Genomic DNA, 24,694 nt, shown 5'->3' with positions numbered 1-24,694 from the left:
GTGGTCCCGGTGGTCCCGGGCGCCTCGCTGGTCCCCGCAGGCCGTGCGGGCGTCACAGGCTCGCTGCAAACCGGACCCGGTCCGGTGCCCGGCCGCCACGGAGCCGGTCGGGCGGGTACCTTCGGAGCGTGGCTGGCAATCGATACGACAGCGGTCAGGGCGCCGACCCCCGTGGCGGGTGGTCGGCGCCTCCGCAGCAGCAGGCGGCGCCCGGGGGGCACGGGCCGACCGACGGACCGGAGTACTTCACCGGCCCGCAGGGAGCTCCGCAGCAGGGCCCGTACGCCCCGCAGGGCCCGCACGATCCGTACGCGGCGAACCAGCCGGGTCACACCCGGGCGTTCCCGACCGGCAGCGACCCGTACGCGGGCGAGCCGTACTACTACGACGAGCACGGGCAGCCGTACCAGGCGCCCCCGTACGGGCAGGAACAGTACGGGCAGTCGCAGGGCTACCCGGACGAGCAGCCCTACGGTCAGGACAACGTCGCCGTCTACCGCGCCGGCGGCCAGTCCGCGCCGCACGCCGCCGGGCCGCGGCCGAACTGGCGCGAGCTGCTGATCGGCCTCTTCCGCACCCCCACCGCGACCTTCGACCGCACCCGGGACCACCAGGTCTGGCTGCCCGCCGTCACCGTCTCGCTGCTGTACGGCGCCCTCGCCGTGCTCGGCCTCGGGATGACCCGCGACGACGTGGTCAACTCGACCTTCACCGTGGCGCTCACCTCGCTGCTCGCGGCGGCGGTCGGCTTCACCCTGGCCGGCGGCATGCTGGGCGCGGTGACGTACGCGCTGGCCCGCCAGTTCGGCGGGGACGGCCCCTGGAAGTCGACGGTCGGCCTCGCCGTGCTGATCGGCTGGACCACCGACGCGCCCCGGCTGCTGCTCGCCCTCGCGCTGCCGGCCGACAACATCGTGGTGCAGGTCGTCGGCTGGGCCACCTGGCTGCTCTGCGCCGTCCTGCTGACCACCATGGTCCGGCGGCTGCACGACCTGCCGTGGGGCAAGGCGGCCGGCGCGGGAGCGCTGCAACTGCTGGCGCTGCTGGTGCTGATCAAGCTGCCGACCCTGGGCTGAGGCCCCCGGGCCGAGGACCCGCCGCCCCGATCCGAGCCGTCCTTCTCGCCGGTTCCCCCGGCTCCCTCCGGTTCTCCGCCTCCTTCCCGGCCTCTCCCGGCGTCCTCCGGCCGGGGGAGAATGGTCGACGGGCCCCGTCTCGGGGCCCGTCCGCATGTCCGCGTACTGCGTCCACCCTCACCCGCACGGAGCCAGGCATGACCCTCCCCACCACCCACGTCAGCTTCCCGGCCGGGGCGGTGACCGGCGAGTCGACGGTGCTCGCGGTGCACCCGCTGGACGGCGGCCGGTACGCCGTCGTCACCGGGGCGACCCCGTTCCACCCGCTCGACCACACCTGGCCCGACCAGCCGGCCGACCTCGGCACCCTGACCGTCGACGGCACCGGGCTGGCCGTCGTCGACTGCCTCACCGGAGCCGTCGGTCCCGAGGGCGGCGAGCTGCTGGTCGGCGCCGACATCCCGGTCCGGCGCGGTGACGAGGAGTGGTCCTGGCTGGTCCTGCACGTCCTGGCGGCCGACCCGGGCGACATCGTCGGCCGGACCGTCACGCTCGCCGTCGACGCCGAGCGCCGCGGCGCCCTCTGCGCCTCCCACAGCGGCTGCCACCTGCTGGCCCTCGCCCTGAACGAGGCGCTCGCCCCGCGCTGGCGCAAGGACCCGGGCCGCTCCGACGCCTTCGGCCACCCGGACTTCGACAGCCTCGCCATGGCCGGCTCCGTGATGGACACCGAGGCGAGCACCGACACGTACCGGCTCGGCAAGTCGCTCCGCAAGAAGGGCTTCACCGCGGAGGCCACCGAGGACCACCCCGCGCTCGCCGACGCGCTTCCCGCGCTCACCGAGGCCGTCAACCGGCGGCTGGCCGCCTGGGTCGCCGCCGACGCCCCGGTCCGCATCGACGTCCCCGGCCCGGAGCTCACCGCGCGCCGGCAGTGGCACTGCGAGCTGCCCGAGGGCCCGGCGCGGATCGCCTGCGGCGGTACCCACCTGCACCACCTCGGTGAGCTGACCGAGCTCCGCACCGAGCTGCGGCTCTCCGAGGACGGCGGCGAGCTGGTCGCCGTCACCCGCCCGAAGCGCGCCTGAGCGCCGGCGCCGCACCTGCGGAACACCCGTGAACGCCGGTGGGCGGTCGCCCCGGTCTCCCGGGGCGACCGCCCACGTCGGCTCTGCTCTGCTGCCGTGCCGTCCTGCCGTCGTGCGGTCGCCGCCGCGCGCGGTGTCAGACCTTGGTGCGGTGGAAGTTCAGGTACGAGCGGGACGGCGTCGGACCGCGCTGCCCCTGGTAGCGCGAGCCGTAGCGCTCCGAGCCGTACGGGTGCTCGGACGGCGAGGAGAGCCGGAACAGGCAGAGTTGCCCGATCTTCATCCCGGGGTAGAGCTTGATCGGCAGCGTCGCGACGTTCGACAGCTCCAGCGTGACGTGCCCGCTGAAGCCCGGGTCGATGAAGCCGGCCGTGGAGTGCGTCAGCAGCCCGAGGCGGCCCAGGCTGGACTTGCCCTCCAGACGGGAGGCGACGTCGTCCGGCAGCGAGATGACCTCGTAGGTCGACGCCAGGACGAACTCGCCGGGGTGGAGGATGAACGCCTCGTCCTCCTCCGGCTCGACCAGCCGGGTCAGGTCCGGCTGCTCCTCGGAGGGGTCGATGTGCGGGTAGCGGTGGTTCTCGAAGACCCGGAAGAAGCGGTCCAGTCGTACGTCGATACTGGAGGGCTGGATCATCGCAGGGTCGAAGGGGTCGATCACGACCCGGCCCTTGTCGATCTCGGTCCGGATGTCCTTGTCAGAGAGCAGCACGCTTCGAGGTTACGTGCACGACGCGGCCCCGGACGAATCGCCCGGGGCCGCACCAGTCACCACCGTCCCGCGGTCACCCCGGTCAGGCCAGGAACTCCGCGGCCTCCAGCTGCAGGGCCCGGGCCAGTTGCGGCTCGGACAGCTCCCGCACATCGGCCAGCACCGAACTCCTCAGCCGTCCGCACTGCGGACAGCGGATCAGCCGCCCCGGCCCCAGCCGGCCGGGCCCGAGATTCTGCATCGGGAACGTGGTGGTGCTGAACAGGTGCCCCTCGGCACAACGAACGACGGCGCGCTGCTCCATCGATCCCCTTCCCATCCTTACCCCGCTACTCACCCGTACTCGTCGCGCCCCGAACGGGCGACAGCCCACGGGACCAGCGTCACATTAGGGGATGTTCCGGACATTCCACACCAAGGCTCGCCGCCCCGCGCCCCGCCCGCCGCGGCGCTCTCACGCGGCCCACACAGTACGCCTCGCCGACCGCCCCCCGCGGCTCCGCCACGGCCTCCGATCAGCTGTGCAACGGGTGTCACCCATGGGGTACAGTGGGCACAGATCGAGCGGTCTCTGACGGCTCGTCAGGCGGGCGTAGTTTAGTGGTAGAACATGAGCTTCCCAAGCTTAGAGTGCGAGTTCGATTCTCGTCGCCCGCTCCACAAGGAAAGCCCCAGGCCCACGGCCTGGGGCTTTCTCGTCGTCCGGGGTGATCGGGTTCCGCGTAGCATGCCCCGGGTGGAGGGGGTAGCGAGCGGCGACGTCGCGCCGCGGTCGTCGCGTGCGCTGGTGGGCGGGGTGGCCGCCGCCGTGGCCTCGGTGCACCTCCTGAAGGGGCTGGTCCGGGTACCGGCGGAGCCGGGTGCCGGGCTCGCGGTCGTCGTGGCGTGCCTGCTGCTGGTGGCGGTGCAGCTCCGCCATGTCGAGCCGGGCCTGCGGCGGGCCGTCCCCGCGGCGCCGCCCGTGGCCTGGACGCTCACGGAGCTGGCCGTCGGCTGGCTGGCGGTCGTTCCGCTCGGGGTCTCGATCGGGCTGCTGTGCCTCCCGGCCGCCTCGCTGCTGCTGGAGCGCCGCCGGACCCCGCTGTTCCTGCTCGGTGGCGCGGCGGCGCTCACCGAGGCGGCCCGGTCGGGCAGCGCGCGCGCGGTCGTCGACCTGATGCTCATCCTCGTGATCGGCGCCGCCATGCTGTACGCCGTCACCACGCTCGCGCTGCTCGCGACGCGGGTCCACGCCGCCCGGCTCACCCTGGCGGCCTCCGCGGTGACCGCCGAACGGCTGCGGATCGCGGCCGGCCTGCAGGCCGGCCTCGCGGAGGGCCTGCGGGAGGTCCGCGGCCTGGCGCTCCGGAAGGATCCGGCCGTCCTGGACGCCCTGATCGCCACGGCCCGCCGGACCCTGGCGGCGACCCGTGCCACCGCGGCCGAGCTGCGCAGCCTGTCGCTCGCCCCGGAGGCGGCCAGCGCCCGCGCCCTGCTCGCCTCCGCCGGCATCGCCGCCGACCTCCGGATCGGGCACTCGGAGCCGCTCGGACCGGCCGGGACGGTACTGGCGACCGTCCTGCGGGAGGCGGTCACCGCCGTCGTCCGGGTCGGGGACGCGCGGCGGTGCGAGATCGTCACCGGCGAGCGGGCCGGCCGGGTGGTGCTGCGGGTGGTCAGCGACGGTGTGCCGACGGCCGCGCTCGGCGCCGAGGTCCTCGACGGCCTCGCCGACCGGGTCCGCTCCGTCGGCGGCTCGCTGACGGCGGGTCTGGAGCCGGACGGGCGCTTCGCCGTCGAGGCGGAGGTCGCGGCCACCCCCGCCCCGGCGGCGCTGGCGGATCCGCCCGAACTGCGGACGGTGCTCGGCCTGTACGTCCTCGTGCTGGGCACCTTCTGCGTCAAGGCCGTCCTGTTCGTCCCGGTGCCCCTGCTCGGCCTCGGCGTCCCGTGCCTGCTGCTGCTCTGCGGACTCCAGGTCCGCTTCGCGACCCGCGACGCGGCGCGCCCCGCCCGGCTGCTCCTGCTCGGCTCGGCGGCCCTCGCCTTCCTGCCGCTGCCCTGGTTCGGGCGGAACTGGATCGGTGCGGTCGGCATCCTGGCCGGTGCGCTCCTGTTCGCCCTGCCGCCCCGGGCCGGCCTGGCGCTCGCCGTCGCGGCGGCGGTGGCCGGTGGCCTGATCACCGGCGGCCTGATCCCCGGCGGGACGGTCGGCGGCGGCGCGGCCGGTGGCGGCGGTGCGGTGCCGGGGCTGTTCGCCGCCGTCGACGTCCTGATCTCCTGCGTCGTCGTCCACGGGGTGCTGCGGCTGGTCCGCCTCGTGCGGCAGCTCCAGCGGGCGGGGGCGGGGCTGGCCCGGGCCGCCGTGGTCACCGAACGCCTGCGCGCCGCCCGCGACCTGCACGACCTGCTCGGCCACGGGCTGACCGCGATCCTGCTCAAGGCCGAGCTCGCCCGGCGGCTGTCGGCCTCGGACGCCGACCGCAGCCGGGCCGAGCTGCGCGACATCGTGCGTCTGGCCGAGCGCGGGGAGAGCGAGCTGCGAACGGTGGTCGACGCCGCCCCCCGGCTGTCGTTCGCCGCGGAACTGGCCTCGGCGGCGGCCGTCCTGGAGGCGGCCGCCATCACGGTGGAGCTCGACGACGGGCCGGTTCCGGAGGCCGCGGGAGCCGTCCTGAGCGTGGTCCTCCGGGAGGCCGTCACCAACCTCCTGCGGCACAGCTCCGCGCGCCACACACGCATCGCCACCTCGCTGGACGGGGACTCGGTGCGCCTGGAGGTGGAGAACGACGGGGTGCCGGACGGCGTCAGCGCGCCCGGATCGGGGATCGGCGGGCTGACCGTCCGGCTCGCCGCCATCGGCGGCACCCTGTCGGCCGGCCCGGACGACGGCTGGTACGTGCTGCGCGCCGAGGTGCCGCGGGACTGACGGCCACCGTGCCGGCGCCGGCCGCTACAACCACCCCGCGTCGCGGGCGATGCGTACCGCGTCCGTCCGGTTGCGGGCGTTGAGCTTGCCGACGACCGCGGTCAGCACGTTGCGGACGGTGCCGGTCGACAGGTGCAGCCGGGTCGCGATCTCCGGCGGCTCGGCGCCCTCGGCCAGCTCCCGCAGCACGTCGTTCTCCCGCGGCGTCAGCGGGTTGTCGGCGAGGTCCCACGCCGCGACCGCGAGTCCCGGGTCGAGCACCCGTCCGCCGCCGGCCACCTGCCGGATCGCCGCCACCAGTTCCTCCGGCGGGGCGGTCTTCAGCAGGAAGCCGTCGACCTTCGCCTCCAGGGCCCTGCGGAGCAGCCCGGGCCGGCCGTTCGAGGTGAGCATCAGGGTCCGGCAGCCCGGAACCCGTTCCTTCAGCGCGGCAGCGGCCTGCAGCCCGTCCAGCCGGCCCGGCATCTCGATGTCGAGCACCGCGACGTCGGGGGTGAAGACCAGCGCCCTCGGCACCACGTCGTCGGCGGAGCCCGTCTGCGCGACGACCTCCAGGTCCGGCTCCAGCTCCAGCAGCGCCACCAGCGCGCTGCGCACCACGTGTTGGTCCTCCGCCAGCAGGAGTCTGATCATGCGCCGACCCTACCCGTGACGATGTCACGGGTGGCTCGTGATCCCGTCCCTGCCGGGGGCGCCCGGGGATCGGCAGGCTGAGGAGCATGAGCGAAGCGATCACGCTGGAAGCAGTGAGCAAGGTCTACGGCAAGGGGCGGGGTGCGGTCGCCGCGCTGCGCGAGGTGACGGTGCGGCTGCCGAAGGGCGGATTCACCGCGGTGATGGGGCCGTCCGGTTCGGGCAAGAGCACGTTCCTGCACTGCGCGGCGGGCCTGGACCGTCCGACGTCCGGAACGGTCCGGCTGGGGGACACCGACCTGTCCCGACTCAGCGAGACGAAGCTGACCGAACTGCGCCGGGAGCGCGCGGGGTTCGTGTTCCAGGCGTTCAACCTCGTCGGGGCGCTGACCGTCGAGCAGAACATCACGCTGCCGCTGCGCCTCGCGGGCCGGCGGGCCGACGCCGCGCGGCTCGCCGAACTCGTCGGGCGGGTGGGGTTGCAGGAGCGGACCGGGCACCGCCCGGGCCAGCTGTCCGGGGGGCAGCAGCAGCGCGTCGCCATCGCCCGGGCCCTGGTCTCCGATCCCGAGGTGCTCTTCGCCGACGAACCCACTGGTGCGCTCGACACCATGACGGCCCGTGAGGTCCTCACCCTGCTCCGGCAGGCCGTCGACGAGCTCGGCCAGACCGTCGTGATGGTCACCCACGACCCCGTCGCGGCGTCCTACGCCGACGACGTCCTGTTCCTGGCCGACGGCCGGGTCGCCGACACGATGTCCGAGCCGACCGCCGCCAAGGTGGCCGACCGCATGATCCGCCTGGGAGCGTGGAACCGATGATGCTCGGCTTCGCCCTCGCCACCCTCCGGCACCGCAGGGCCGGATTCGCCGGCGCGTTCGTCGCGCTGTTCTGCGCCGCGGCCCTGGTCAGCGGCTGCGGAACGCTGCTGACCACGGGGATCCTCGGCAGCGTCGAACCGGAACGGTACGCGGCCGCACCGGTCGTGGTCACCGGGGACCAGAACGTCCACCACGTCGAGGACCGGGGCGAGGGGAGGACCAGGGAGAAGGCCAAGCCGATCACCGACCGGGCCTGGGTGCCCGCCGCACTCGCCGGGCGCATCGGGGCGCTGCCCTCGGTGCGGGCCGTCGCGACCGAGGTGATGTTCCCCGTGCTGCTGCCCGGCGGGCCCACGCGCAACTCGTGGGGCCACGGCTGGGAGTCGGCGCCGCTGTCCGGCCTGACCCTGGCCTCGGGCGGCGCGCCGTCGGCCGCCGACGAGGTCGTGCTGGACGCGGCCACGGCGGCCCGGTCCCACCTCTCCGTCGGCTCCACCGTGCAGGTCCGCACCGCCACGGGGTCGTCGACCGTCCGCGTCGTCGGCGTCACCACGCAGGGGTTCGCCGCCCAGGCCGGGGTGTACTTCGCCCCGGAGCAGGCCCGTCGGCTCGCCGGTCACGACGGTCTGGTCAGCGCGATCGGGGTGTTCCCGTCCTCGCCCTCGGCCGCCGACGACGTCAGGGAGCTGCTCCGGGGAATGGCGGGGGGCCCGGTCGCCGTGGTCCGCACCGGCGACGAGCGCGGGCGGGTGGAGTTCCCCGACGCCGCCAACGCCCAGGTGCGCCTGATCAGCATGGGCGCCGTCCTGGGCGGCACGTCCCTGATCGTCGCCCTGCTGGTGGTGGTCGGCACCTTCGCCCTGTCGATCCAGCAGCGCCAGCGCGAGATCGCGGTGCTGCGGGCGGTCGCCGCGACCGGACGGCAGGTCCGGAAGATGATCGGCGGCGAAGCGCTCGTGGTCGGCCTGGCCGCGGGGATCCTCGGTGCCGCCGCGGGCGTGCCGCTGGGCGACCGGTTGCACGACCGGTTCGTCTCCCTGGACGTGATCCCCGCGAACTTCCCGGTCGTCCTCTCGCCGTTCCCCGCGACCGCCGCGGCCGGGGCCACCCTGCTCGCGGGCTGGGGCGCGGCCCGGATCTCGGCGCGGCGGGCCACCGCCGTCAAGCCGGTCGAGGCCCTCGGCGAGGCCGAGTCCAGGCCGCCGCGCATCGGCCCGGTCCGGATCGTCCTCGGTGCCGTCGCCACCGCCGGCGCCGTCGTCCTCACCGTCCTGCTCACCGCGCTGCACTCGGACCAGTCCTCCACCCCGGTCTGCTTCAACGCCGTCCTGCTGTGGTGCACCGCGCTCGCCCTGCTGGGGCCGCCGGTCGCCCGGGCCGGTGCGGCGGTCCTGGGCCTGCCGCTGCGGGCGTCCCGGGTCGGCGGCTACCTCGCCGCCCACAACCTGCGGGCCGCGGCGCACCGGCTGGCCTCGGTCGTCACCCCGTTGACGCTGCTGATCGCGATGGCCTGCACCATCCTCTTCACCGGGACCACCGTCGACCGGGCGACGAGCGCGCAGCGCGACCGCGGGAACGTCGCCGACCTGGTGGTCGGGCCCCGCGTCCCCTCCTCCGTCGCCGCGGTGGCGGCCGCCGTCCCCGGCGTCCGGACCGTGACCCGGGTGCTCCACAGCCAGGTGCGCGACGGTCTGGAGAAGCGCAGCGTGCAGGCGGTCACGCCCGAGCGGCTGTCCGACACCCTCGACCTGGGGGTGACCGCGGGCGACCTCGGCCGGCTGGCGGAGGGGACGGCGGCGGCCGCGAACGGGCTGGGGTACCGGATCGGCCAGCGGGTCGGGCTCACCCTCGCCGACGGCGCGCCGTACGAGGTCACCGTCGTCGCCCTGTACGCCCGGGGGATGGCCTTCGGCGACCTGACCCTGGCGCACGGACCGGTCGCCGCGCACGTCGACGTCCCGCTCGACGACAGCCTGCTCGTCCGGGGGGACGGCGTCACCCGCGACGCCCTGGCCGCGGCGCTGCGGACCGAGCCCGGCATCGGCGTGCTCGACCGCGTCGCCGCCCAGTCCGCGGGCGACCGGACGAGTGCCCAGATCGGCTACGTGACGCTCGGTCTGATCGTCGCCTTCGTCGCCATCGCCGTCCTCAACACCCTGGCCATGAGCATCACCGAGCGGCGCCACGAGTTCGCCGCCCTGCGGCTGACCGGGGCCACCGGCGGCCAGGTCCGGCGGATGCTCGGCTGGGAGACCGCGGCCTCCGTCGCGATCGCCACGGTCCTCGGCCTGGGCATCGCCTTCGGGGTGCTCACCGCCTACGCCCGGGGCATCACCCGGGGTACCGCCCCGGTGGCGGTACCGGTCACCCAGCTCGTGATCGTCGTCGTCGGCGGCGCGGCGCTCGCCGCCGTGGGCACCTGGATCCCCGCGCGCGTGGCGCTGGGGAACGGGGGGCGGACGGCCTGAGCGGGGCGGGCCCGGCCGCTCCGGTCGGGCCGTCTCGTCCGTTCGCTCTTCGCGGTCCGGCCGCAGGTCGTGCGACCTGCGGCTTTCCCCGGTGCCTGGGCCGATGCCTGGGCCGGTCGGCGGCGGCAGCTGAGGTGGGGCGGGACGCGGGGGTGGGGGGTTGTGGGTGGGGGCGGCCGTCAGGCGCCGGCGGGGCGGGGGGCGGTGCGGCGGTAGAGGCGGAGGAAGGCCTGGACGCCGGTGGAGACGGTGGTGTGGAGGGCGGCGTCGGATATCGGGACGGCGCCGTAGAAGGACTGGTCGGCCGCGCCGCTGAAGGTGAGCAGGGTGAAGTGGGTGGCGGCGAGGTCGGGGTCGTCGACCGTCAGCAGGTCCTGGCCGGCCAGGCGGACCAGGTGGGCGGCGAGGTCGCGGTGGGAGGCGAGCGGGCCGGCGGCGAGCCAGGCGTTCAGGACGTCGGGCGGGATGTTGCCGGCCTCGGCGCGGATGGTCCGGCCGAGCGCGTAGTGTTCGCCGGCCGCGAGGACGGCCTTGGCGCGGTCGACGGCGAAGGCGATCAGGTCGGCCTCCAGGTCGACGATCTTGTGCAGATGGCGGTCGGCCAGGGCGGCGACGATCTCGGTGAGCTCGCCGGCGGTCTCCAGCGCGACGGAGAGGAAGAGCTTCTCCTTGTCGCCGAAGTGGTTGTAGATGGTGCGCTTGGACACCCCGGCCTCGGTGGCGATCGCGTCGACGCTCGCCCGGGTGTAGCCCTCGCGCCCGAACACCGTGCTCGCCGCGCGGGCGATGGCCTGCCGTTTCTCCGGCATCCGGCGTGAGCCGGCGGTCGGTGCCGGGTTCGCTGCGCTCATCGGGCGGGTCCCTCCTCAGGCCTCATTTGCACTACTCGGTGCAGTTTACCCGGACGGGCGGCCCGGAGCGCAGGGGAAGGACGTCGAGGTGCGGGGAAGGGTGTCGGGCGCGGGGCGCGGGGCGCAGGGTGCGGGGCGCGGGGCGCAGGGTGTGGGAACGGGTGCGGGCGCGTGGGAGGCGTCGAGGTCGGCGGGAAAGCAGGGAGGCGCGGAGCGAGTCCCCCCGGACTCGCTCCGCGCCGCGTTCGCACGGCTCGATGCGCCGCTCCCCCCGACTCCCCGGACTCCCGCCGTCCCCCCTGGCTCCGCTCTCCGGCGAGAGCGCTCCGCACAGGCCCGGCAGGCCCCCTGTCTGCAGGGCGTCGTTGATCATTACGTTAACAAACCGCATGGTTGGTTTGTCAATAGTGAGATCCACGAAACATCCACATTCTGGGGTGTGGACCGGGGTCGAGGGAAGTCGCCGCCGGGAAAGGGCCGTTCGCGCAGGGAGCGGAGGAGGGAGCGGAGGAGGGAGCGGAGGAGGGGGCGGCGACAGGCGGCGGGAGCGCCGGCCGGAGGCCCGTGGGCCCTCGTCGAAATCCGGCATTCCGCGTCGCCGCCGATACCGAACGGGGCCGTCCGAACGCTCAGCGCAGCAGCCGGCGCTCCTTGGCGACGGCCACCGCGCCCGCCCGGGTGTCGACACCCAACTTCTCGTAGATCCGGCCCAGATGGGTCTTCACGGTCGCCTCGCTGATGAACAGCGCGCGGGCGATCTCCCGGTTGCCGAGCCCCTGGGCGAGCTGGGCGAGGATCTCCAGCTCGCGCTCGGTCGGCTGTGGCGCCGGCGCCCGCATCTGCGCCATCACCCGGGAGGCGACCGGCGGGGAGAGCACCGTCCTGCCCTGCGCGGCCGAGTGCACCGCGGCGAACAGTTCCTCCGGCCGCTCGGCCTTCAGCAGGTAGCCGGTGGCGCCGGCGCCGATCGCCCGCGTGATGTCGGCGTCCGTGTCGTACGTGGTGAGGACCAGGACGTGCGGCGCGCCAGGAGCGGCGGTGATCCGCCGGGTGGCCTCCACCCCGTCGATGCCGTCGCCGAGTTGGAGGTCCATCAGCACCACCTGCGGTGCGAGCCGCGCCGCCAGCTCGACCGCCTCCTCCCCGCTGCTCGCCTCGCCGACCACCTCGATGTCACCGGCGCTCGCCAGCAGGGCGAGCAACCCGGCCCGGACCACGGCGTGGTCGTCGCAGACCAGCAGCCGGACCGGGGACGGCACGGGGTCGGTGTTCATCGGGGCTCCGGGGCTTGTCGGCGCTGCTCGGCGGGGGGACGGGGGGCGAGCGGGACCGCGGCGGAGACCACGGTGCCCTCGCCGGGGGCACTCTCCACGGTCAGGGCGCCGCCGAGCTGACGCAGCCGGGCGCGCATCGCGGGCAGGCCGTGGCCGCGGCTGCCGGCGGGGGAGGAGGCGGGGGCGCTGCCGTCGGCGGAGGAGGTTCCGGGGGAGGCCGGGTCGAACCCGCGGCCGTTGTCGGCGACGTCCAGCACGGCCTGGTCGCCGAGGAAGGAGAGGGTGAGCGCGGCGGCCGACGCCCCGGCGTGCTCCCGGACGTTGGCCAGGGCCCCCTGGGCGATCCGCAGCAGCGCGGCCTGCGCGGCGGCCGGCAGCGGGGCGGGTGCGCCGTCCAGGTGGAAGCGGACCGGCAGCCCGCTCTCGGCGGACTCCCGTTCGGCGAGCGAGCGGAGCGCCTGGTCGAGCGTGCGGCCGTCGGCGAGCTCGGCGGGTGCGAGGTCGTGGACGAAGCGGCGGGCCTCCGCGAGGTTCCGGGCCGCCACGTCGGCGGCCGTACGGACGTGGGCGCGCGCCGTCGCCGGGTCGCCGTCCCAGGTGCGGTCGGCGGCCTGTAGCAGCATCTGCTGGCTGGAGAGCCCCTGGGCGAGGGTGTCGTGGATCTCCATCGCCAGCCGTTCACGCTCCGCCAGGGTGCCCTCCCGGCGCTCGGTTTCGGCGAGCTCGCGCCGGGTGCGGACCAGGTCGGCGATCAGCGCGCGCTGCCGCTCGGCCTGTCGCTCCATGTACAGGAAGACGGAGGTGGCCAGGGCCGCGACGGCGGGCGGCAGCAGGAGCAGGTTGGCGTCGACCCCGCCGGGCAGCCGCACCTCGCCGACCACCACCAGCAGGGTCAGTGCCGCGACCAGCGGGATCGCCGCCCGGGCCGGCAGGGTCCGCAGCGCCGTGTAGACCAGCGGGACGGCGCACCACGCGAAGCTCGGCGCGATCAGCACCAGTACCACCCAGATCGCGGTCACCAGGGTCAGCGGCCAGAGCCGGCGGCGGCGCCCCGGAGCGGGCGGGCGGTGGTGGGCCAGCCAGGAGCCGACCGGCTGGGCGACGGCCAGGGTGATGCTCAGGCCGAGCACCCAGGGGATGCGCGGGTTGCCGGGGTGATGGGTGAGGAACCGGCTGAGCGAGGTGGCGAGCAGGAGCAGGAAGGCGGAGTCGAGCAGTACGGCCAGCCGGCCCGCGTCCGGGTCGGGGACGTGCGCGTCGGGGTGCGGGCGGGGGCCGTGACCGGTGGGCGCGTCGGAGGCGTCGCCGTCCGGGCCGGGGCCGTCCGGGCCGGGGCCTGCGAGGGGGCGGCCGACACGGTCCACGGGCCCCTCCTCACTCCGCCGCCTGTTCCGTCCGCCCGCCCCGGTCGCGGCGCGCGGGTACGGCGCCGAGCTGCGCCGATCCCTCGATGGTGACCCGTGCGGGCCGGTCGCGCATCAACCGATCGGCTGACGGGTCCGTCGTCCATCATGCCTGCGGGCGGTGTCCGGAACGCCGATGCGGCGCGGGGGGCCGGAACCGGAGGATCGATCCCGTCCCCACCACCGATCCGACGAGGAGCCCGACCATGAAGAAGACCTCCGCCCGCGCCAAGGTGCTGACCGGCACCGTCGCCGCCGCCGCGCTGGCCGCCGCCACCGTGGGCGCCGTCTCGGCCAGCGCCGATTCCTCCGAGACCCCGGCCGTCGCGGCCGCCGTCAAGGCCGACACCCAGAACAAGAACCTCACCCAGACCACCGGCCTGACCATCGAGGCCGCCACCAAGGCCGCCCAGGCCACCCTGGACGCCGCCGCCAAGGCCGGCCAGCGCGTCTCGGTCGCGGTGGTGGACCGGGACGGCATCACCCGGGTCCTGCTCAAGGGCGACGGTGCCGGCCCGCAGTCGCCGGAGTCCGCCGAGCGCAAGGCGTTCACGGCGGTCTCCTGGAACGCGCCCACCTCCGAGCTGGCCAAGCGGCTGGCCCAGGCGCCGAACCTCAAGGACATCCCGGGCACCCTGTTCCTGGCCGGCGGCGCCCCGGTGCAGGCCAAGGGCGCGCCCGTCGCGGGCATCGGCGTCGCGGGTGCGCCCAGCGGCGACCTCGACGAGCAGTTCGCGCAGGCTGGCGTCGCGGCGCTCGGCAAGTAGCGGGTGCCGCGACGCCCGCCGGATCGCGGGCGGCGCGGCCTCGGCAGGGAACGGGCGTCGAGGCCCTCGTCGGGCAGCCGGACGCCCGGCACGGGACGTGCGCGCCGGGGCGGGCCCCCGATCGCCCCGGCGCGCACCGCACGCACCTGCCCCGGCCGGGGCCGTACGAGCCCCGCGCGGGTGGGTGCGGTTCGGCACGCTCCGGGGCACCACGGCGCACTCCGGCGCGAACAAGGTGGCCGGACCTCCGCGCGCCGCGCCGTCCGAGCGGTCAGGATGGGGGCATGGCAGACATGACCGCGGCCGAATGGCGCGCCTTCCTCACCGCCGGCACCCGTACCGCCAAGATCGCCACCACCCGGGCCGACGGCCGCCCGCACGTGGCGCCGGTCTGGTTCCTGCTGGACGGTGACGAGATCGTCTTCAACACGGGTGCCGCCACCGTCAAGGGCCGTACGCTGGCCCGCGACGGCCGGGTGATGCTCTGCGTGGACGACGAGCGGCCGCCGTTCTCCTACGTCCTGGTCCAGGGCACGGCCCGGCTCGTCGACGACCTGCCCGAGGTGCGGGAGTGGGCCACCCGGATCGCCGCCCGGTACATGGGGGAGGACCTCGCCGAGCAGTACGGCGCCCGCAACGGCGTCCCCGGCGAGCTCCTCGTACGGGTGAAGATCGAGAAGGTCAGCGCAGAACACGGGGTTGCCCACTGAAAAGCCTGTGCCGCTGTCAGTGCCGCGTGGCAGGCTTCCCGCTATGACGGCGTGGACCCTCAACGACATCGAACGTGCGATCCGCTCCTCCTGGGGTGTCGACACCTGCGCGCCCGAGGACCTGGCCCACTGGCGTCCCGACAACCCCGCCCGCGGCCAGTGCGGGGCGACCGCCCTGGTGGTGCACGACCTGCTCGGCGGCGAACTGATGATGGGCGAGGTGTACGCCGGCGGCGTCCGGACGGACCTGCACTGGTGGAACCGGTCCGCCGCCGGCGTCGAGGTCGACCTCACCCGGTCGCGGTTCGGCCCGGACGAGCGGGTCGGCCCCGGCCGCCCGGTCGCCCGCCCGCAGCGCCCGGGCCGGCTCCAGGCCCAGTACCAGCTGCTGCGCGGCCGGGTCGTCGCACACCTTGAGGCCGGCCGGGCGGTCGCCGCCGGCCGGCTGCCGGAGCGGGCCTGCGCCTGAGCCGGCACCCTGGTCGGCACCCGAGCCGATTCCCGCACCGCTTCCCGAGCCGCTGCCCGGGCCGCCGCCCGGACGGGACCCGCGACGGGACCCGCGACGGACGGACCGGAACGGCGCGCCCGCCCGCCGGGCCGGTCGTCGCCCGCTGACGTACAGTCGGGCGCATCGTGGCCGGACGACCGGCCCACCGGGCGGCGGCAGGAGTGTGCGATGGGCGGGACGACGGTCGGCTTCGTCGGACTGGGCGCGATGGGCCGGGGCATGGCGGCGAACCTGCTGGGAGCCGGGTACACCGTCCGGGTCTGGAACCGCTCGCCCGGACCGGTGGCCGAGCTGGTCGCCCGGGGCGCGCAGGCGGCCGACGGGCCGGCGGACGTGTTCGCCGCCGGGGTGGTGGTCTCCGTGCTCGCCGACGACACGGCCTTCGAACGGCTGCTGCTCGACCCGGAGCTGCTGGCCGGCGCCGCCGCCGGCGTGCACGTCAACATGGCCACGGTCTCGGTGGCGCTCGCCGAACGGGCCGAGGCCCTGCACACCGAGCACGGCATCGGCTACGTCGCCGCACCCGTGCTCGGCCGGCCACCGGCGGCCGCGGCCGGGACGCTCGACATCCTGACCGCCGGGAGCCCGGACGCGCTGGCGGCGGTCGAGCCGCTGCTGGCCGCGATGGGCCGGCGCACCTGGCACTTCGGCGACCGCCCGGTCCAGGCCAACGCCGCCAAGATCAGCACCAACTTCCTGCTGGCCTGCGCGATCGAGTCGCTGGCGGAGGCGTGCAGCCTGGCCGACGCCAACGGGGTCCGCCCGACCGACCTGGTCGAGATGCTCACCGGCACCCTCTTCCCCGGACCGGCCTACACCGGCTACGGCTCGATGGTGGCCGAACGCCGGTACGAGCCGGCCGGGTTCAGGCTTCCGCTGGGCCTCAAGGACGTCGACCTCGCGCTCACCGCGGGCGCCGCGGCGCACGTCCCGCTGCCGTTCGGCAGCGTGCTGCGGGACGCCTTCCTGGACGCGCTCGCCCACGGGGACGGCGAGAAGGACTGGGCGGCCGTCGCCGCCGTCGCCCGCCGCCGGGCCGGCTTGCCGGCGTAGCGCCGGCCGGCGGACGCCGGGCACGGCCGGGTGCGAACCGGTCGCCGCCACCCGGAACCGGACGGAGGCCGCACGCGTTGGAGCCGTCGGGTTCAAGCCACGGAGGTGTACGACACGGTCCCCACGGGCGTGTTCCGGTCACTTCGTGAGCATCTGACGGAAGGGATCAAAAGCCCTGTCAGGGGGCCGAGTTGGGTCAATTGGGCAGATATCGGGCGGGGTTCGGGACAACACGGCACCCGCCTTTCCGAGTGGCTGGTTCCTTCGGTAGTCTCCGTCGGACTTCCAGCTTCGCGGGGGGAAGGCAGCTCGGACAGCAGCGTCCGCCCGCGCTCCCGGGTCCTGCCCGGACACTCTCGTGAGGTCTCCCGTGTCCATCTCCATACCGCGCAGTCTCGCCCTCGCCGGTGCCACCGCGCTGGCTGCCTCGATGGCCCTGACCGGTGCCCAGGGTGCCGTCGCCGCCGCCACGGGCTCGCCGTCGGCCGCCGCGCCGCAGGCCGCCAAGGCGGCTTCCCGCCAGCTCGACCTGTCGCTGGACGGGGTGCCGAGCACCTTCGTCGCGGGCGGCGAGTCCAAGCAGTTCAGCTTCACCATCGACAACGACACCAAGACGGACTTCGTCTTCTACCCGCTGCTCAAGTTCAAGAACGCCAAGGGCAACCTGCGCGCGGACCAGCTCAAGGTCGAGTACCAGCTGCCCGAGGGCCTGGACAAGACCAAGACGTGGCTGCCCGCCGCCCCCGCCCCGGGCGGCGGTGAGACCGACGACGACGGTGTGCTGTTCCTGCTCAGCAAGCTCGTCAACGGCAACCCGGACTACGAGAACTCGCTGCTCGCCGTCAAGAAGGGCAAGAGCCTCACCCTCACCGTCCGCGTCGCGGTGACCAAGGACGCGCCGCTCGGCACGGCCGGGGTCGTCCCCGTGGTCTTCTCCGCGGCGGCCGAGGGCAACACCCCCATCGGTGAGGGCGAGTTCAGCTGCGACGGCATCCACGGCGAGCGTTTCACCATCGTGCCCGGCGGCAAGCCGAGCCCGACCGCCACGCCGTCCACGACGAAGCCGACCACCCCCAGCACGAGCCCGACGGTGAAGCCGACCGGCAGCCCGTCGGCCACCACGACGCCGACGGGAACCCCCTCGCCGTCCGCCACGGTGACCCCGAGCACCACCCCGAGCGGGACGGCGACCCCGAGCACCACCGCGAGCCCGTCGGCCACGACGACCGCTTCCCCGTCCGCGACCGCGACGCCGTCCACGACGGCCACGCCGTCCGCGAGCACGACGCCGTCCGCGAGCACGACGCCGAGCGCGAGCACCTCGCCGAGCGCCCCCGTCACCACCGCGCCCGCCACGACGGCTCCGGCCACCACGGTTCCGGAGAGCCCCACCCCGGCGCCCAGCGGCTCCGGTACGCGGGAGCCGATCGACTTCCCGGTGAGCATCCCGAAGGTCTCGCCGCCGCCGATCACCCCGGCCGCCGTGGTCAAGGCGAACGCCAACGCGGACAACGCCGAGAAGGCGCTGGCCACCACCGGTGGCGGTGACAACACCACCGCCATCGCGATCGCGGGTGGCGCCGTCCTCGCGGCCGGTGTCGGCACCCTGGTGGTGCTCCGCCGCCGTCGCTCCGCCCAGCAGGGCTGAGCCGCACCGCCGACGCCCGTCGACGACGCGCACAGCTGACGCCCGTCGCTGACGCCCGTCGCTGACGCGTACCGCCCGTGCTCCCGCACCCCGGGGGCACGGGCGGTTTCGTCAGGTCACCTAGGATGGCGGGCCGAGGGGGCGGAACGGCGGACGAGGTGGGTGTGCGGGAACGGGGTTCGGGGCGTCCGGGACGGGCCGGCACGGACTACGGGGCGGCCACCGGCCGGATCGCCGGGTTGCCGGTCCGCCGGCACCACGTCCTGCTGGCCGCCTGGACGGTGCTCTGGTTCCTGCTGGTCGAACCGAGCGGCGGCTTCTCCTGGCACTACCTCCGGCAGGGCGAGGAACTGCTCTTCAGCGACCGGCCCGACGGTGGTCTCTCGCTCTACGCACACCACCCCGAGCTCCAGATCGGCCCGGTCAGCCTGGCCGTGGCACGGCTCTTCGGCCCGTTCCCCGCACACACCGGCGCGGTCCTGGCCGAGGCGGTGATGTCCGGGCTGGGCCTGGCGATGCTGGTCCTGGTCGGCCGCACCGCGGCCCGGCACTACCTGGGCACCGGTACCAACCACCGCCGGCTCCAGCAGCGGCTGCTGATCGCCGGGCTCGCGTTCATCCCGATGTGGGTCGAGGTGTCCGTCCGCTTCGCGCACCTGGACGACGTGCTGGCGCTCTTCTTCACCACCCTCGCGGTGCACGAGCTGAGCCGGGGACGGGCCTGGCTGGTCGGCGTCTTCCTGGCGCTGGCGGTCGACTCCAAGCCGTGGGCGCTGGCGTTCGCGCCGCTGATCCTCGCCCTGCCCCGGCCGGCCTGGCTGCGGACGGCGCTATGGTTCGCCGGGCTGGTGGCCGTCGCCTGGCTGCCGTTCTACCTGGGCGACCTCGACACCATGGCGGCCGCCAAGTTCACCATCCCCAACCAGCCCGCCTCCGCCCTGCGATGGTTCGGGGTGACCGACCCGGCCACCCCGTGGTGGGACCGGCCGGCCCAGTTCGCGCTCGGCCTCACGCTGGGCTGCCTGGCGGTCCGGCGGGGCCGCTGGCCGGCCGTCGTCCTGCTCGGGGCGGACGCCCGGATCCTGCTCGACCCGAGCGTCTACACGTACTACACCGCGTCGATCCTGCTCGGCACCCTGCTCTGGGACACGGTCGGCCAGCAGCGCCTGGTGCCGTGGTGGAGCTGGATCGCGCTGGCCTCGCTGTACGGGGGCACGCTGCTGCTCCCGTCCGACGCGGCACGCGGCCTGGCCAGGCTGGCCTTCGTGGTGGTGTCCGCCGGGTACGTGCTGTTCTGGCCCGACCGGCGACGGCGCGGGCCGCGCGGGCGGTCCGGGCGTAGGGGACCACGGTCCGTTCAGCCGCAACCCGAACGCGAACCGGTGACGGCCTGACCGTCCGCCGCCCGGTGCACCCTGCCGGTCGACAGGGCCGCGAGCGCGAGCCCGGCCGCGGCACCCGCGGTCTGCGCGAGGACGAAGCCAGGGACGGACCCCGGGGCGATGCCGGTCCAGCCGTCGCTGAACGCCCGGCCGAGCGTGACGGCAGGGTTGGCGAAGCCGCCCGAGGAGGTCGCCCAGCAAGCGGCCCCGACCCAGAGCCCGACCGCCGTCGACACCGGTCGCCGACGGCCGCCGCCCGCCGACACGGTCACCACCAGCAGCAACGTTCCGGCGGCCACCGCCTCGCCGAGCAGGAGCGCCCCGCCCCCGCGCGGCACCGCGGACAGTTCGAACAGCGGGTGCCCGAACATCGCGTCGGCCAGTCCCGTCCCCGCGAGCGCGCCGGCGGTCTGCACCGCGGCGTACGCGGTCGCCTCGCGCAGCGGCAGACCGGTGGGTGTCCGTCGCCCGGTCCACCAGCACCCGGCCGTCACCAGTGGATTGAGATGACCGCCGGAGACCGGCCCGAACAGGTCGACCAGCACCGCCAGGGCGGCGGCCGAGGCCCCCACGTTCGCGAGGAACCGCACCCCGGCGTCCGCGGTCAGCGCGTCGGCCCGGAAGCCGGAGCCGACCACGACGGCGGCCAGCACCGCGGTGCCGACCGCCTCCGCGGCCAGCCGGCGGCGCAGGGGCGGAGCGGGAGGGGTGGTCATGCGCCCATGCTGGCCGCCGCCCGCAGGGCCCGGCAATTGGCGGCTCCGTCCAATCCGGACCGGCCACCGGTCCGCCCGCTCGGAGACTCGTCCACGTGGGCCGCGCGCGCCTGGCGTCCACGTGGGCCGTGCGCGCGGGGCGTCCACGCGGGCCGTGCGCGCGGGGCGTGCGCGCGGGGCGTGCGCGCGGGGCGTGCGCGCGTCGCACCCGTGAAACTGGACTTGACCCTCACGCAACGGGAGGAAAGAGAGTGGGGCAGCACGAAGGGAGAACCCGGATGAACGGCGGCGAAGGGCCCGACCGTACGGGGTACGCGGTCGGCGCGGTGGCGAAGTTCGCCAAGGTGACCGTCCGCACCCTGCACCACTACGACGAGATCGGCCTGCTGTCCCCCCGGGGCCGCACCCGGGCCGGCTACCGCCGGTACGACGAGGCCGACCTCGACCGGCTGCAGCGGATCCTGTTCTACCGCGAACTCGGGTTCCCCCTGGAGGAGATCGCGGCCGTCCTGGACGACGGCTCGGTGAGCCCGAGCGAGCACCTGCGGCGCCGGCACCGACTGCTGACCGACCGCATCGCCCGCCTCCAGGAACTGGCCGCGGCCGTCGAACACGCCATGGAGGCAGAGAAGATGGGCATTCAGCTGACCCCGGAGGAGAAGTTCGAGGTCTTCGGCGACTCCTACCGCGAGGAGTGGGAGACCGAGGCCGAGCAGCGCTGGGGCTCCGGTGACGCCTGGGCGGAGTCCCGGCGCCGCACCGGCGGCTACGGCAAGGCCGACTGGGAACGGATCAAGGCCGAGGGGGACGCGCTCAACGCCCGTCTGGCCGAGGCCTTCACCGCCGGTGAACCGGCCGGCGGCGGCCCGGCGGCGGACCTCGCCGAGGCGCACCGGCAGCAGATCACCGACAACTTCTACGCGTGCGGCTACGAGATGCACCGCTGCCTCGCCGAGATGTACGTCGCCGACCCGCGCTTCACCGCCGTCTACGACGGGCTCGCCCCCGGCCTCGCGCAGTGGCTGCACGACGCCATCCTCGCCAACGCGGCCCTCCGCACCGGGACGCAGGCGTGACCCGATGACCGGGCCCCGGCCGTCCTCCGCCACGGGACGCCCGCCGGGGCCCCGGACCCCCCGGGCCCCCCGGGCTCAGGCGCCGCCGTGGCCGAAGGCGCGGCGGTAGGCGGTGGGCGAGGTGCGCATCACCCGGCCGAAGTGGTGCCGGTAGGTGGCGGCACTCTCGAAGCCGACGGCGACGGCGATCTCCTCGACGGTCCCGGCGGGTGCTTCGAGGAGGGGCAGGCTGGCCGCGACGCGCTGGCTGATCACCCAGCGCATCGGGCTGGTGCCGTTGCGGGCGGTGAAGTGCCGCAGGTAGGAGCGGTCGGACATCCCGGCGGCCCGGGCCAGCAGGGTGACGGTCAGCGGCGAGGCGAGGTGGTCCAGCGCCCACTGCATGGAGCGGCCGATCCCGTCGTCCCCCTCCTCGACCGGCCGGACCGCGGCCTCGACGAACTGCGCCTGGCCGCCGTCCCGGTGCGGCGGCACGACGAAGCGGCGGGCCACGCTGTTGGCCACCCGGGCGCCGTGGTCGCGGCGGACCAGGTGCAGGCAGAGGTCGATCCCGGCGGCGCTGCCGGCGCTGGTCAGGACGGAGCCGCTGTCCACGTACAGCACGTCGGGGTTGACCCGGACCGCCGGGTGGCGCTGCTGGAGCAGTTCCGCGTACCGCCAGTGGGTGGTGGCCTCGCGGCCGTCCAGCAGGCCGGCGGCGGCGAGTGCGAAGGCTCCGGAGCAGATGGAGACGATCCGGGCGCCGCGTTCGTGCGCGGTGCGCAGCGCGGCGACGAGGCCGGGGGAGACCCCGCCGGCCTGGCGGCCGGGAGGCGCGCCCACGCCGCCGAAGGCGTTCGGCACGCCGGGCACCACCACCGTGTCGGCGGCGGCGAGTTCGTCCAGGCCGTGTTCGGCGGTGAGGGAGAAGCCGCCGACGGAGCGGAGCGGGGTCCCGGGGCGGTCGGCGCAGACCTTGAGCCCGTACCAGGGGGCGGCGAGCAGCCCGCTCAGCTCCGGCCTGGCGAGCCCGAACACCTCGACCACGACGCCGAGTTCGAACGGTGTCATGCCGTCGAAGGCGTACACGGCGACGTCGTGGACCGGCTCCGGGCGCCGTCCGACGGTGACGGCCACCGGCCCGGTGGTCTGCTGGTCGGCCATGGGGTCCCCTCGGGCGGGCGGCGCGGCTGGCGGGATGTCGGGGAGTGTAGCCGTTTCGGCCGGATCCGATTTCCCGGAACCGGGCAGCAACCCCGGGCGCCCCCACACGTCCATAGGTACGGGGGCGGGGGGAGCCGGAGAACCGGTACTGGCAGTATTCCCGCAGATCACAACCTTGATCACGTGTCATGACGGGGCCGGTTCGCGCCGGGAGCCGTCCTGGGGGAAAGCAGAACGTACATGTCCATGGCCATCGGGCCGATCGCGGGACGGGGTGGGGGGCGGCGTTTCTCCCTCGCCGGGTTGACGGGGCTGCTGTTCGGCGCGCAGGAGGCCGAGGCGCCCGCCGGTCCGGTCGGGGAGCAGGGGCCGGCGCAACGGCGCATGGGCTTCAGGCTGCTCCGCGGAGGGCGGTCGGCGGCCGAGGAGGAACGGCCCACCCTGACCGACCTGTACCACGCGCACCGGCTGGGCCTGGTACGCATGGCGGTGCTGCTGGTGGACCATCAGGACCTGGCGGAGGACGTGGTCCAGGAGGCCTTCACCCAGCTCTACCAGCGGCACGGGGAAACGCTGGACGACCTGGACAACGCGCTCGGGTACCTGCGCACCTCGGTCGTCAACGGCGCCCGGTCGATGCTGCGCCGCCGCAGGACCGCGCGCGAGTACGTTCCCCCGCACGAGGCGGACGCACCGTCGGCGGAGGACCACGCGGTGCTCAACGACGAGCACCGCCGGGTGCTGGTCGCCCTGCAGGAGCTGACCACGCGTCAGCGCGAGGTGCTGGTGCTGCGCTACTGGTCCGACCTCTCGGAGGCACAGATAGCCGAAACCCTGGGACTCTCCCGGGGCGCCGTGAAGTCCACCGCCAGCCGGGCACTGGACGCCCTGGAAAAGCATCTGGAGAAGGTTCGATGACCGACAGGCTTCCCCGCCGTTCCGGCGGCGGCGACGACGGGCCGGACGAGACCCCGGTCGAACGGTTGCTCCGCGAGGCGATGAGTGCCCGCGCGGCGCAGATCGGCGCGCACGACCTCCGTCCGGCGGCGCCCCCGAACCGGCGGGTCCGCCGGCTGCGGCCGGTCTACCTCGCAGCCGTCCCGCTGTTCGCCCTGGCCGCCGCGCTGGCGTTCGGCGTGCTCGGCTTCCGCGGCGACACCGTGGCCAGGCAGCAGGACCCCGGCCCGGCCGCCACCGTGACCGTCACGGAGACGCCGTCACCGGTCCCGACGCCGACCCCGACACCGGAGCCGAGCCCCACGGCGGCTCCGACCGCGGACGCCTCCCCGTCGGCCGACGCGGACGAGGAGGCCGGGCCTGGCGACCGGCCGACCGGCGGCGCGACCGGCGCGCCGCTCGGCGGCCAGGTGCCGCAGAGCACCTCCGGCGGCACCCCGCCGGTCACCAGCACGTCGAGCAGCAGTGCCCCGCCGCAGACGGCGGCCGTTCCGTACACCTTCCGCGGCGTCAAGTTCAAGGTCCCGCCGGGCTGGCGGGTTTCACCGCCCAAGCCGACCGACGACCGGGTCTGCGTGCTCAGTCCGGGGGCGCCGACGAGCGCCCAGCCGGGCTGGTCGCCGGACTCCTGCGAGCCGTACGGCGTCTCCGTCGTGGTGTACGACTCGGCGAGCGAGGTCGAGGGCGCGACCTGGCCCACGACGGCGGACCTCGGCTCGACCTCCGGGTGGGGGCACCAGCCCACGTGCCCGATCTGGGGGAGGCCCTACATCCCCACCGGCCCGTACGCGTCGGTGGGCGCACCGGTCCGGACGAAGGACATCGTGGCCGGCCGGGCGATCGACAAGACGCAGTGGCAGGTGTCCTGCACCAGCGCCGACACGTTCACCGCCCAGCTGTGGGGGCTGTCGGCCGACCAGGTGTTCATCGTGGCCAACGGACTCAAGCCGGAGTACCAGGCGGGCCTGGTGTCGCTCCTGGACACGCTGAACGTCAGCGGGCACCCGGCTCCGGTGCAGGTGCCGCACCAGAACGACGTGAGCGTGAGCGTCGAGGGGATCGGCGTCGGCCAGCAGGTGCCGAACGACGGCAGCGCGGTGCCGGTCACGGTCACGTACAAGAACACCAGCCAGACCGACTACGCGGCGATGGTGCCCTTCGTCTACGCCGAGCCGTACCCGGGGGCGCCCGCCGCGGGGGCGGGCTCCGCCGTGCGCGGCACGGTGGAGCGGCAGGACGGCGCCGGTGCCTGGCAGACGTACGACATCGGGATCACCAAGCCCGCCAGGGACGGGTCCAACGGAATCGTCGCCCTCGCGCCCGGGCAGAGCGTGACGCTGAAGCTCCGGCTGAAGCTGACCCCCCAGGACGGCGCGGGGGTGATGCCGGTGACCTTCACGGCGATGGTGGTGCCCCAGCAGGGGCCGGGGAGCGTCGTGGGCACCCGCACCATCCCGGTGCGGGTGGTCGTGAAGTAGACGACGCAGGGCCGCGGGG

At 75.0% G+C, this 24,694-nt stretch carries 22 protein-coding genes and 1 tRNA gene; 15 read left to right on the top strand and 8 right to left on the bottom strand.

From position 1 onward, the window contains the following. Positions 1-128 precede the first annotated feature (128 nt). Entirely contained in the window at positions 129-1,076 is a 948-nt protein-coding gene (locus PUR56_RS07605; protein ID WP_329884889.1) for a Yip1 family protein, read from the top strand. A gap of 197 nt (positions 1,077-1,273) precedes the next feature. Next, positions 1,274-2,164 (top strand): metal-dependent hydrolase, encoded by an 891-nt coding sequence (locus PUR56_RS07600; RefSeq protein WP_329948343.1) that lies wholly within the window; start codon positions 1,274-1,276, stop codon positions 2,162-2,164. Between the two features lie 136 nt (positions 2,165-2,300). On the opposite strand, the gene dcd is transcribed toward PUR56_RS07600, so the two are convergent. Both dcd and PUR56_RS07590 read right to left on the bottom strand, forming a co-directional pair. Next, positions 2,301-2,876, bottom strand: a complete 576-nt coding sequence (gene dcd / locus PUR56_RS07595; RefSeq protein WP_329884891.1) for a dCTP deaminase — start codon at positions 2,874-2,876, stop codon at positions 2,301-2,303. Positions 2,877-2,958: 82 nt separating this feature from the next. Beyond that, entirely contained in the window at positions 2,959-3,195 is a 237-nt protein-coding gene (locus tag PUR56_RS07590; protein ID WP_329948342.1) for a hypothetical protein, read from the bottom strand. A gap of 267 nt (positions 3,196-3,462) precedes the next feature. Between PUR56_RS07590 and PUR56_RS07585 the strand changes: the two genes are divergently transcribed. Together PUR56_RS07585 and PUR56_RS07580 are read left to right on the top strand one after the other, a co-directional pair. Further along, positions 3,463-3,536: transfer RNA gene (locus tag PUR56_RS07585), tRNA-Gly, on the top strand. A gap of 76 nt (positions 3,537-3,612) precedes the next feature. Next, positions 3,613-5,784 (top strand): sensor histidine kinase, encoded by a 2,172-nt coding sequence (locus PUR56_RS07580; protein WP_329948341.1) that lies wholly within the window; start codon positions 3,613-3,615, stop codon positions 5,782-5,784. A 24-nt stretch (positions 5,785-5,808) separates the two neighbouring features. Here the strand turns inward: PUR56_RS07580 and PUR56_RS07575 are convergent, their stop codons facing one another. Then, on the bottom strand, positions 5,809-6,417 hold the full coding sequence (locus PUR56_RS07575) for a response regulator transcription factor (RefSeq protein ID WP_329884894.1): 609 nt from the start codon (positions 6,415-6,417) through the stop codon (positions 5,809-5,811). 86 nt (positions 6,418-6,503) lie between these two features. Here PUR56_RS07575 and PUR56_RS07570 point away from each other — a divergent pair, with 86 nt between their 5' ends. Together PUR56_RS07570 and PUR56_RS07565 are read left to right on the top strand one after the other, a co-directional pair. Further along, positions 6,504-7,238 (top strand): ABC transporter ATP-binding protein, encoded by a 735-nt coding sequence (locus tag PUR56_RS07570; RefSeq protein WP_329948340.1) that lies wholly within the window; start codon positions 6,504-6,506, stop codon positions 7,236-7,238. Next, the gene (locus PUR56_RS07565) at positions 7,235-9,706 is read left to right on the top strand and encodes an ABC transporter permease (RefSeq protein ID WP_329948395.1); all 2,472 of its coding nucleotides are present in this window, start codon (positions 7,235-7,237) and stop codon (positions 9,704-9,706) included. Before PUR56_RS07570 ends, PUR56_RS07565 begins: the two co-directional genes overlap by 4 nt. A gap of 179 nt (positions 9,707-9,885) precedes the next feature. On the opposite strand, the gene PUR56_RS07560 is transcribed toward PUR56_RS07565, so the two are convergent. The 3 genes from PUR56_RS07560 to PUR56_RS07550 all read right to left on the bottom strand — a co-directional run bounded on the left by PUR56_RS07560 (position 9,886) and on the right by PUR56_RS07550 (position 13,057). Next, complete coding sequence (locus tag PUR56_RS07560; RefSeq protein ID WP_329884896.1) at positions 9,886-10,557, bottom strand: TetR/AcrR family transcriptional regulator; 672 nt, start codon at positions 10,555-10,557, stop codon at positions 9,886-9,888. A gap of 629 nt (positions 10,558-11,186) precedes the next feature. Then, entirely contained in the window at positions 11,187-11,831 is a 645-nt protein-coding gene (locus tag PUR56_RS07555) for a response regulator transcription factor (RefSeq protein ID WP_329884897.1), read from the bottom strand. Continuing rightward, a complete protein-coding gene (locus tag PUR56_RS07550; protein WP_329948394.1) occupies positions 11,828-13,057 on the bottom strand; it encodes a sensor histidine kinase in 1,230 nt (409 codons plus the stop codon). The genes PUR56_RS07555 and PUR56_RS07550 overlap by 4 nt, the downstream gene beginning before the upstream one ends. Before the next feature lie 383 nt (positions 13,058-13,440). Here PUR56_RS07550 and PUR56_RS07545 point away from each other — a divergent pair, with 383 nt between their 5' ends. The 6 genes from PUR56_RS07545 to PUR56_RS07520 all read left to right on the top strand — a co-directional run bounded on the left by PUR56_RS07545 (position 13,441) and on the right by PUR56_RS07520 (position 19,317). Further along, positions 13,441-14,001: a GlcG/HbpS family heme-binding protein gene (locus PUR56_RS07545; RefSeq protein ID WP_329884898.1), complete on the top strand. Its 561-nt coding sequence runs from the start codon at positions 13,441-13,443 to the stop codon at positions 13,999-14,001. 293 nt (positions 14,002-14,294) lie between these two features. Beyond that, entirely contained in the window at positions 14,295-14,711 is a 417-nt protein-coding gene (locus PUR56_RS07540; RefSeq protein ID WP_329885010.1) for a PPOX class F420-dependent oxidoreductase, read from the top strand. A 43-nt stretch (positions 14,712-14,754) separates the two neighbouring features. Further along, positions 14,755-15,180, top strand: coding sequence for a YunG family protein (locus PUR56_RS07535; protein ID WP_329884899.1), 426 nt, complete (start codon positions 14,755-14,757; stop codon positions 15,178-15,180). Positions 15,181-15,189: 9 nt separating this feature from the next. Further along, positions 15,190-16,275 (top strand): NAD(P)-dependent oxidoreductase, encoded by a 1,086-nt coding sequence (locus PUR56_RS07530; protein WP_329948393.1) that lies wholly within the window; start codon positions 15,190-15,192, stop codon positions 16,273-16,275. Positions 16,276-16,645: 370 nt separating this feature from the next. Further along, positions 16,646-17,923, top strand: a complete 1,278-nt coding sequence (locus tag PUR56_RS07525) for an LPXTG cell wall anchor domain-containing protein (protein WP_329948339.1) — start codon at positions 16,646-16,648, stop codon at positions 17,921-17,923. Positions 17,924-18,162: 239 nt separating this feature from the next. Further along, positions 18,163-19,317 (top strand): hypothetical protein, encoded by a 1,155-nt coding sequence (locus tag PUR56_RS07520; RefSeq protein WP_329948392.1) that lies wholly within the window; start codon positions 18,163-18,165, stop codon positions 19,315-19,317. On the opposite strand, the gene PUR56_RS07515 is transcribed toward PUR56_RS07520, so the two are convergent. Beyond that, positions 19,281-20,021 carry an aquaporin gene (locus PUR56_RS07515; RefSeq protein WP_329948338.1) on the bottom strand — a complete coding sequence of 247 codons (741 nt, stop codon included), beginning with the start codon at positions 20,019-20,021 and terminating at the stop codon, positions 19,281-19,283. The two genes, PUR56_RS07520 and PUR56_RS07515, sit on opposite strands and share 37 nt — an antisense overlap. A 278-nt stretch (positions 20,022-20,299) precedes the next feature. Between PUR56_RS07515 and PUR56_RS07510 the strand changes: the two genes are divergently transcribed. Then, the gene (locus PUR56_RS07510) at positions 20,300-21,097 is read left to right on the top strand and encodes a MerR family transcriptional regulator (protein ID WP_329948337.1); all 798 of its coding nucleotides are present in this window, start codon (positions 20,300-20,302) and stop codon (positions 21,095-21,097) included. Between the two features lie 75 nt (positions 21,098-21,172). Here the strand turns inward: PUR56_RS07510 and PUR56_RS07505 are convergent, their stop codons facing one another. After that, positions 21,173-22,147: a helix-turn-helix domain-containing protein gene (locus PUR56_RS07505; RefSeq protein WP_443034457.1), complete on the bottom strand. Its 975-nt coding sequence runs from the start codon at positions 22,145-22,147 to the stop codon at positions 21,173-21,175. Between the two features lie 333 nt (positions 22,148-22,480). Here PUR56_RS07505 and PUR56_RS07500 point away from each other — a divergent pair, with 333 nt between their 5' ends. Together PUR56_RS07500 and PUR56_RS07495 are read left to right on the top strand one after the other, a co-directional pair. After that, positions 22,481-23,158 carry an RNA polymerase sigma factor gene (locus tag PUR56_RS07500; RefSeq protein WP_380518958.1) on the top strand — a complete coding sequence of 226 codons (678 nt, stop codon included), beginning with the start codon at positions 22,481-22,483 and terminating at the stop codon, positions 23,156-23,158. Then, positions 23,155-24,675 (top strand): hypothetical protein, encoded by a 1,521-nt coding sequence (locus PUR56_RS07495; protein WP_329948335.1) that lies wholly within the window; start codon positions 23,155-23,157, stop codon positions 24,673-24,675. The genes PUR56_RS07500 and PUR56_RS07495 overlap by 4 nt, the downstream gene beginning before the upstream one ends. The last annotated feature ends 19 nt before the right edge of the window (positions 24,676-24,694 follow it).

The sequence above is a fragment of the Streptomyces sp. BE303 genome, from assembly GCF_036290945.1.
Taxonomy (GTDB): Bacteria; Actinomycetota; Actinomycetes; order Streptomycetales; family Streptomycetaceae; genus Kitasatospora.
This window is presented reverse-complemented; position numbering and strand designations above follow the sequence as displayed.

What these genes read in the sequence shown, in the direction of transcription:
- PUR56_RS07570 (WP_329948340.1), top strand. Translation starts at nt 6,504, where the DNA reads ATGAGCGAAGCGATCACGCTGGAAGCAGTGAGCAAGGTCTACGGCAAG.
- PUR56_RS07545 (WP_329884898.1), top strand. Translation starts at nt 13,441, where the DNA reads ATGAAGAAGACCTCCGCCCGCGCCAAGGTGCTGACCGGCACCGTCGCC.
- PUR56_RS07535 (WP_329884899.1), top strand. Translation starts at nt 14,755, where the DNA reads ATGACGGCGTGGACCCTCAACGACATCGAACGTGCGATCCGCTCCTCC.
- PUR56_RS07510 (WP_329948337.1), top strand. Translation starts at nt 20,300, where the DNA reads ATGAACGGCGGCGAAGGGCCCGACCGTACGGGGTACGCGGTCGGCGCG.
- PUR56_RS07600 (WP_329948343.1), top strand. Translation starts at nt 1,274, where the DNA reads ATGACCCTCCCCACCACCCACGTCAGCTTCCCGGCCGGGGCGGTGACC.
- PUR56_RS07505 (WP_443034457.1), bottom strand. Translation starts at nt 22,147, where the DNA reads ATGACACCGTTCGAACTCGGCGTCGTGGTCGAGGTGTTCGGGCTCGCC.
- PUR56_RS07540 (WP_329885010.1), top strand. Translation starts at nt 14,295, where the DNA reads ATGACCGCGGCCGAATGGCGCGCCTTCCTCACCGCCGGCACCCGTACC.
- PUR56_RS07495 (WP_329948335.1), top strand. Translation starts at nt 23,155, where the DNA reads ATGACCGACAGGCTTCCCCGCCGTTCCGGCGGCGGCGACGACGGGCCG.
- PUR56_RS07560 (WP_329884896.1), bottom strand. Translation starts at nt 10,557, where the DNA reads ATGAGCGCAGCGAACCCGGCACCGACCGCCGGCTCACGCCGGATGCCG.
- PUR56_RS07500 (WP_380518958.1), top strand. Translation starts at nt 22,481, where the DNA reads ATGTCCATGGCCATCGGGCCGATCGCGGGACGGGGTGGGGGGCGGCGT.
- PUR56_RS07590 (WP_329948342.1), bottom strand. Translation starts at nt 3,195, where the DNA reads ATGGGAAGGGGATCGATGGAGCAGCGCGCCGTCGTTCGTTGTGCCGAG.
- PUR56_RS07515 (WP_329948338.1), bottom strand. Translation starts at nt 20,021, where the DNA reads ATGACCACCCCTCCCGCTCCGCCCCTGCGCCGCCGGCTGGCCGCGGAG.
- PUR56_RS07575 (WP_329884894.1), bottom strand. Translation starts at nt 6,417, where the DNA reads ATGATCAGACTCCTGCTGGCGGAGGACCAACACGTGGTGCGCAGCGCG.
- PUR56_RS07555 (WP_329884897.1), bottom strand. Translation starts at nt 11,831, where the DNA reads ATGAACACCGACCCCGTGCCGTCCCCGGTCCGGCTGCTGGTCTGCGAC.
- PUR56_RS07565 (WP_329948395.1), top strand. Translation starts at nt 7,235, where the DNA reads ATGATGCTCGGCTTCGCCCTCGCCACCCTCCGGCACCGCAGGGCCGGA.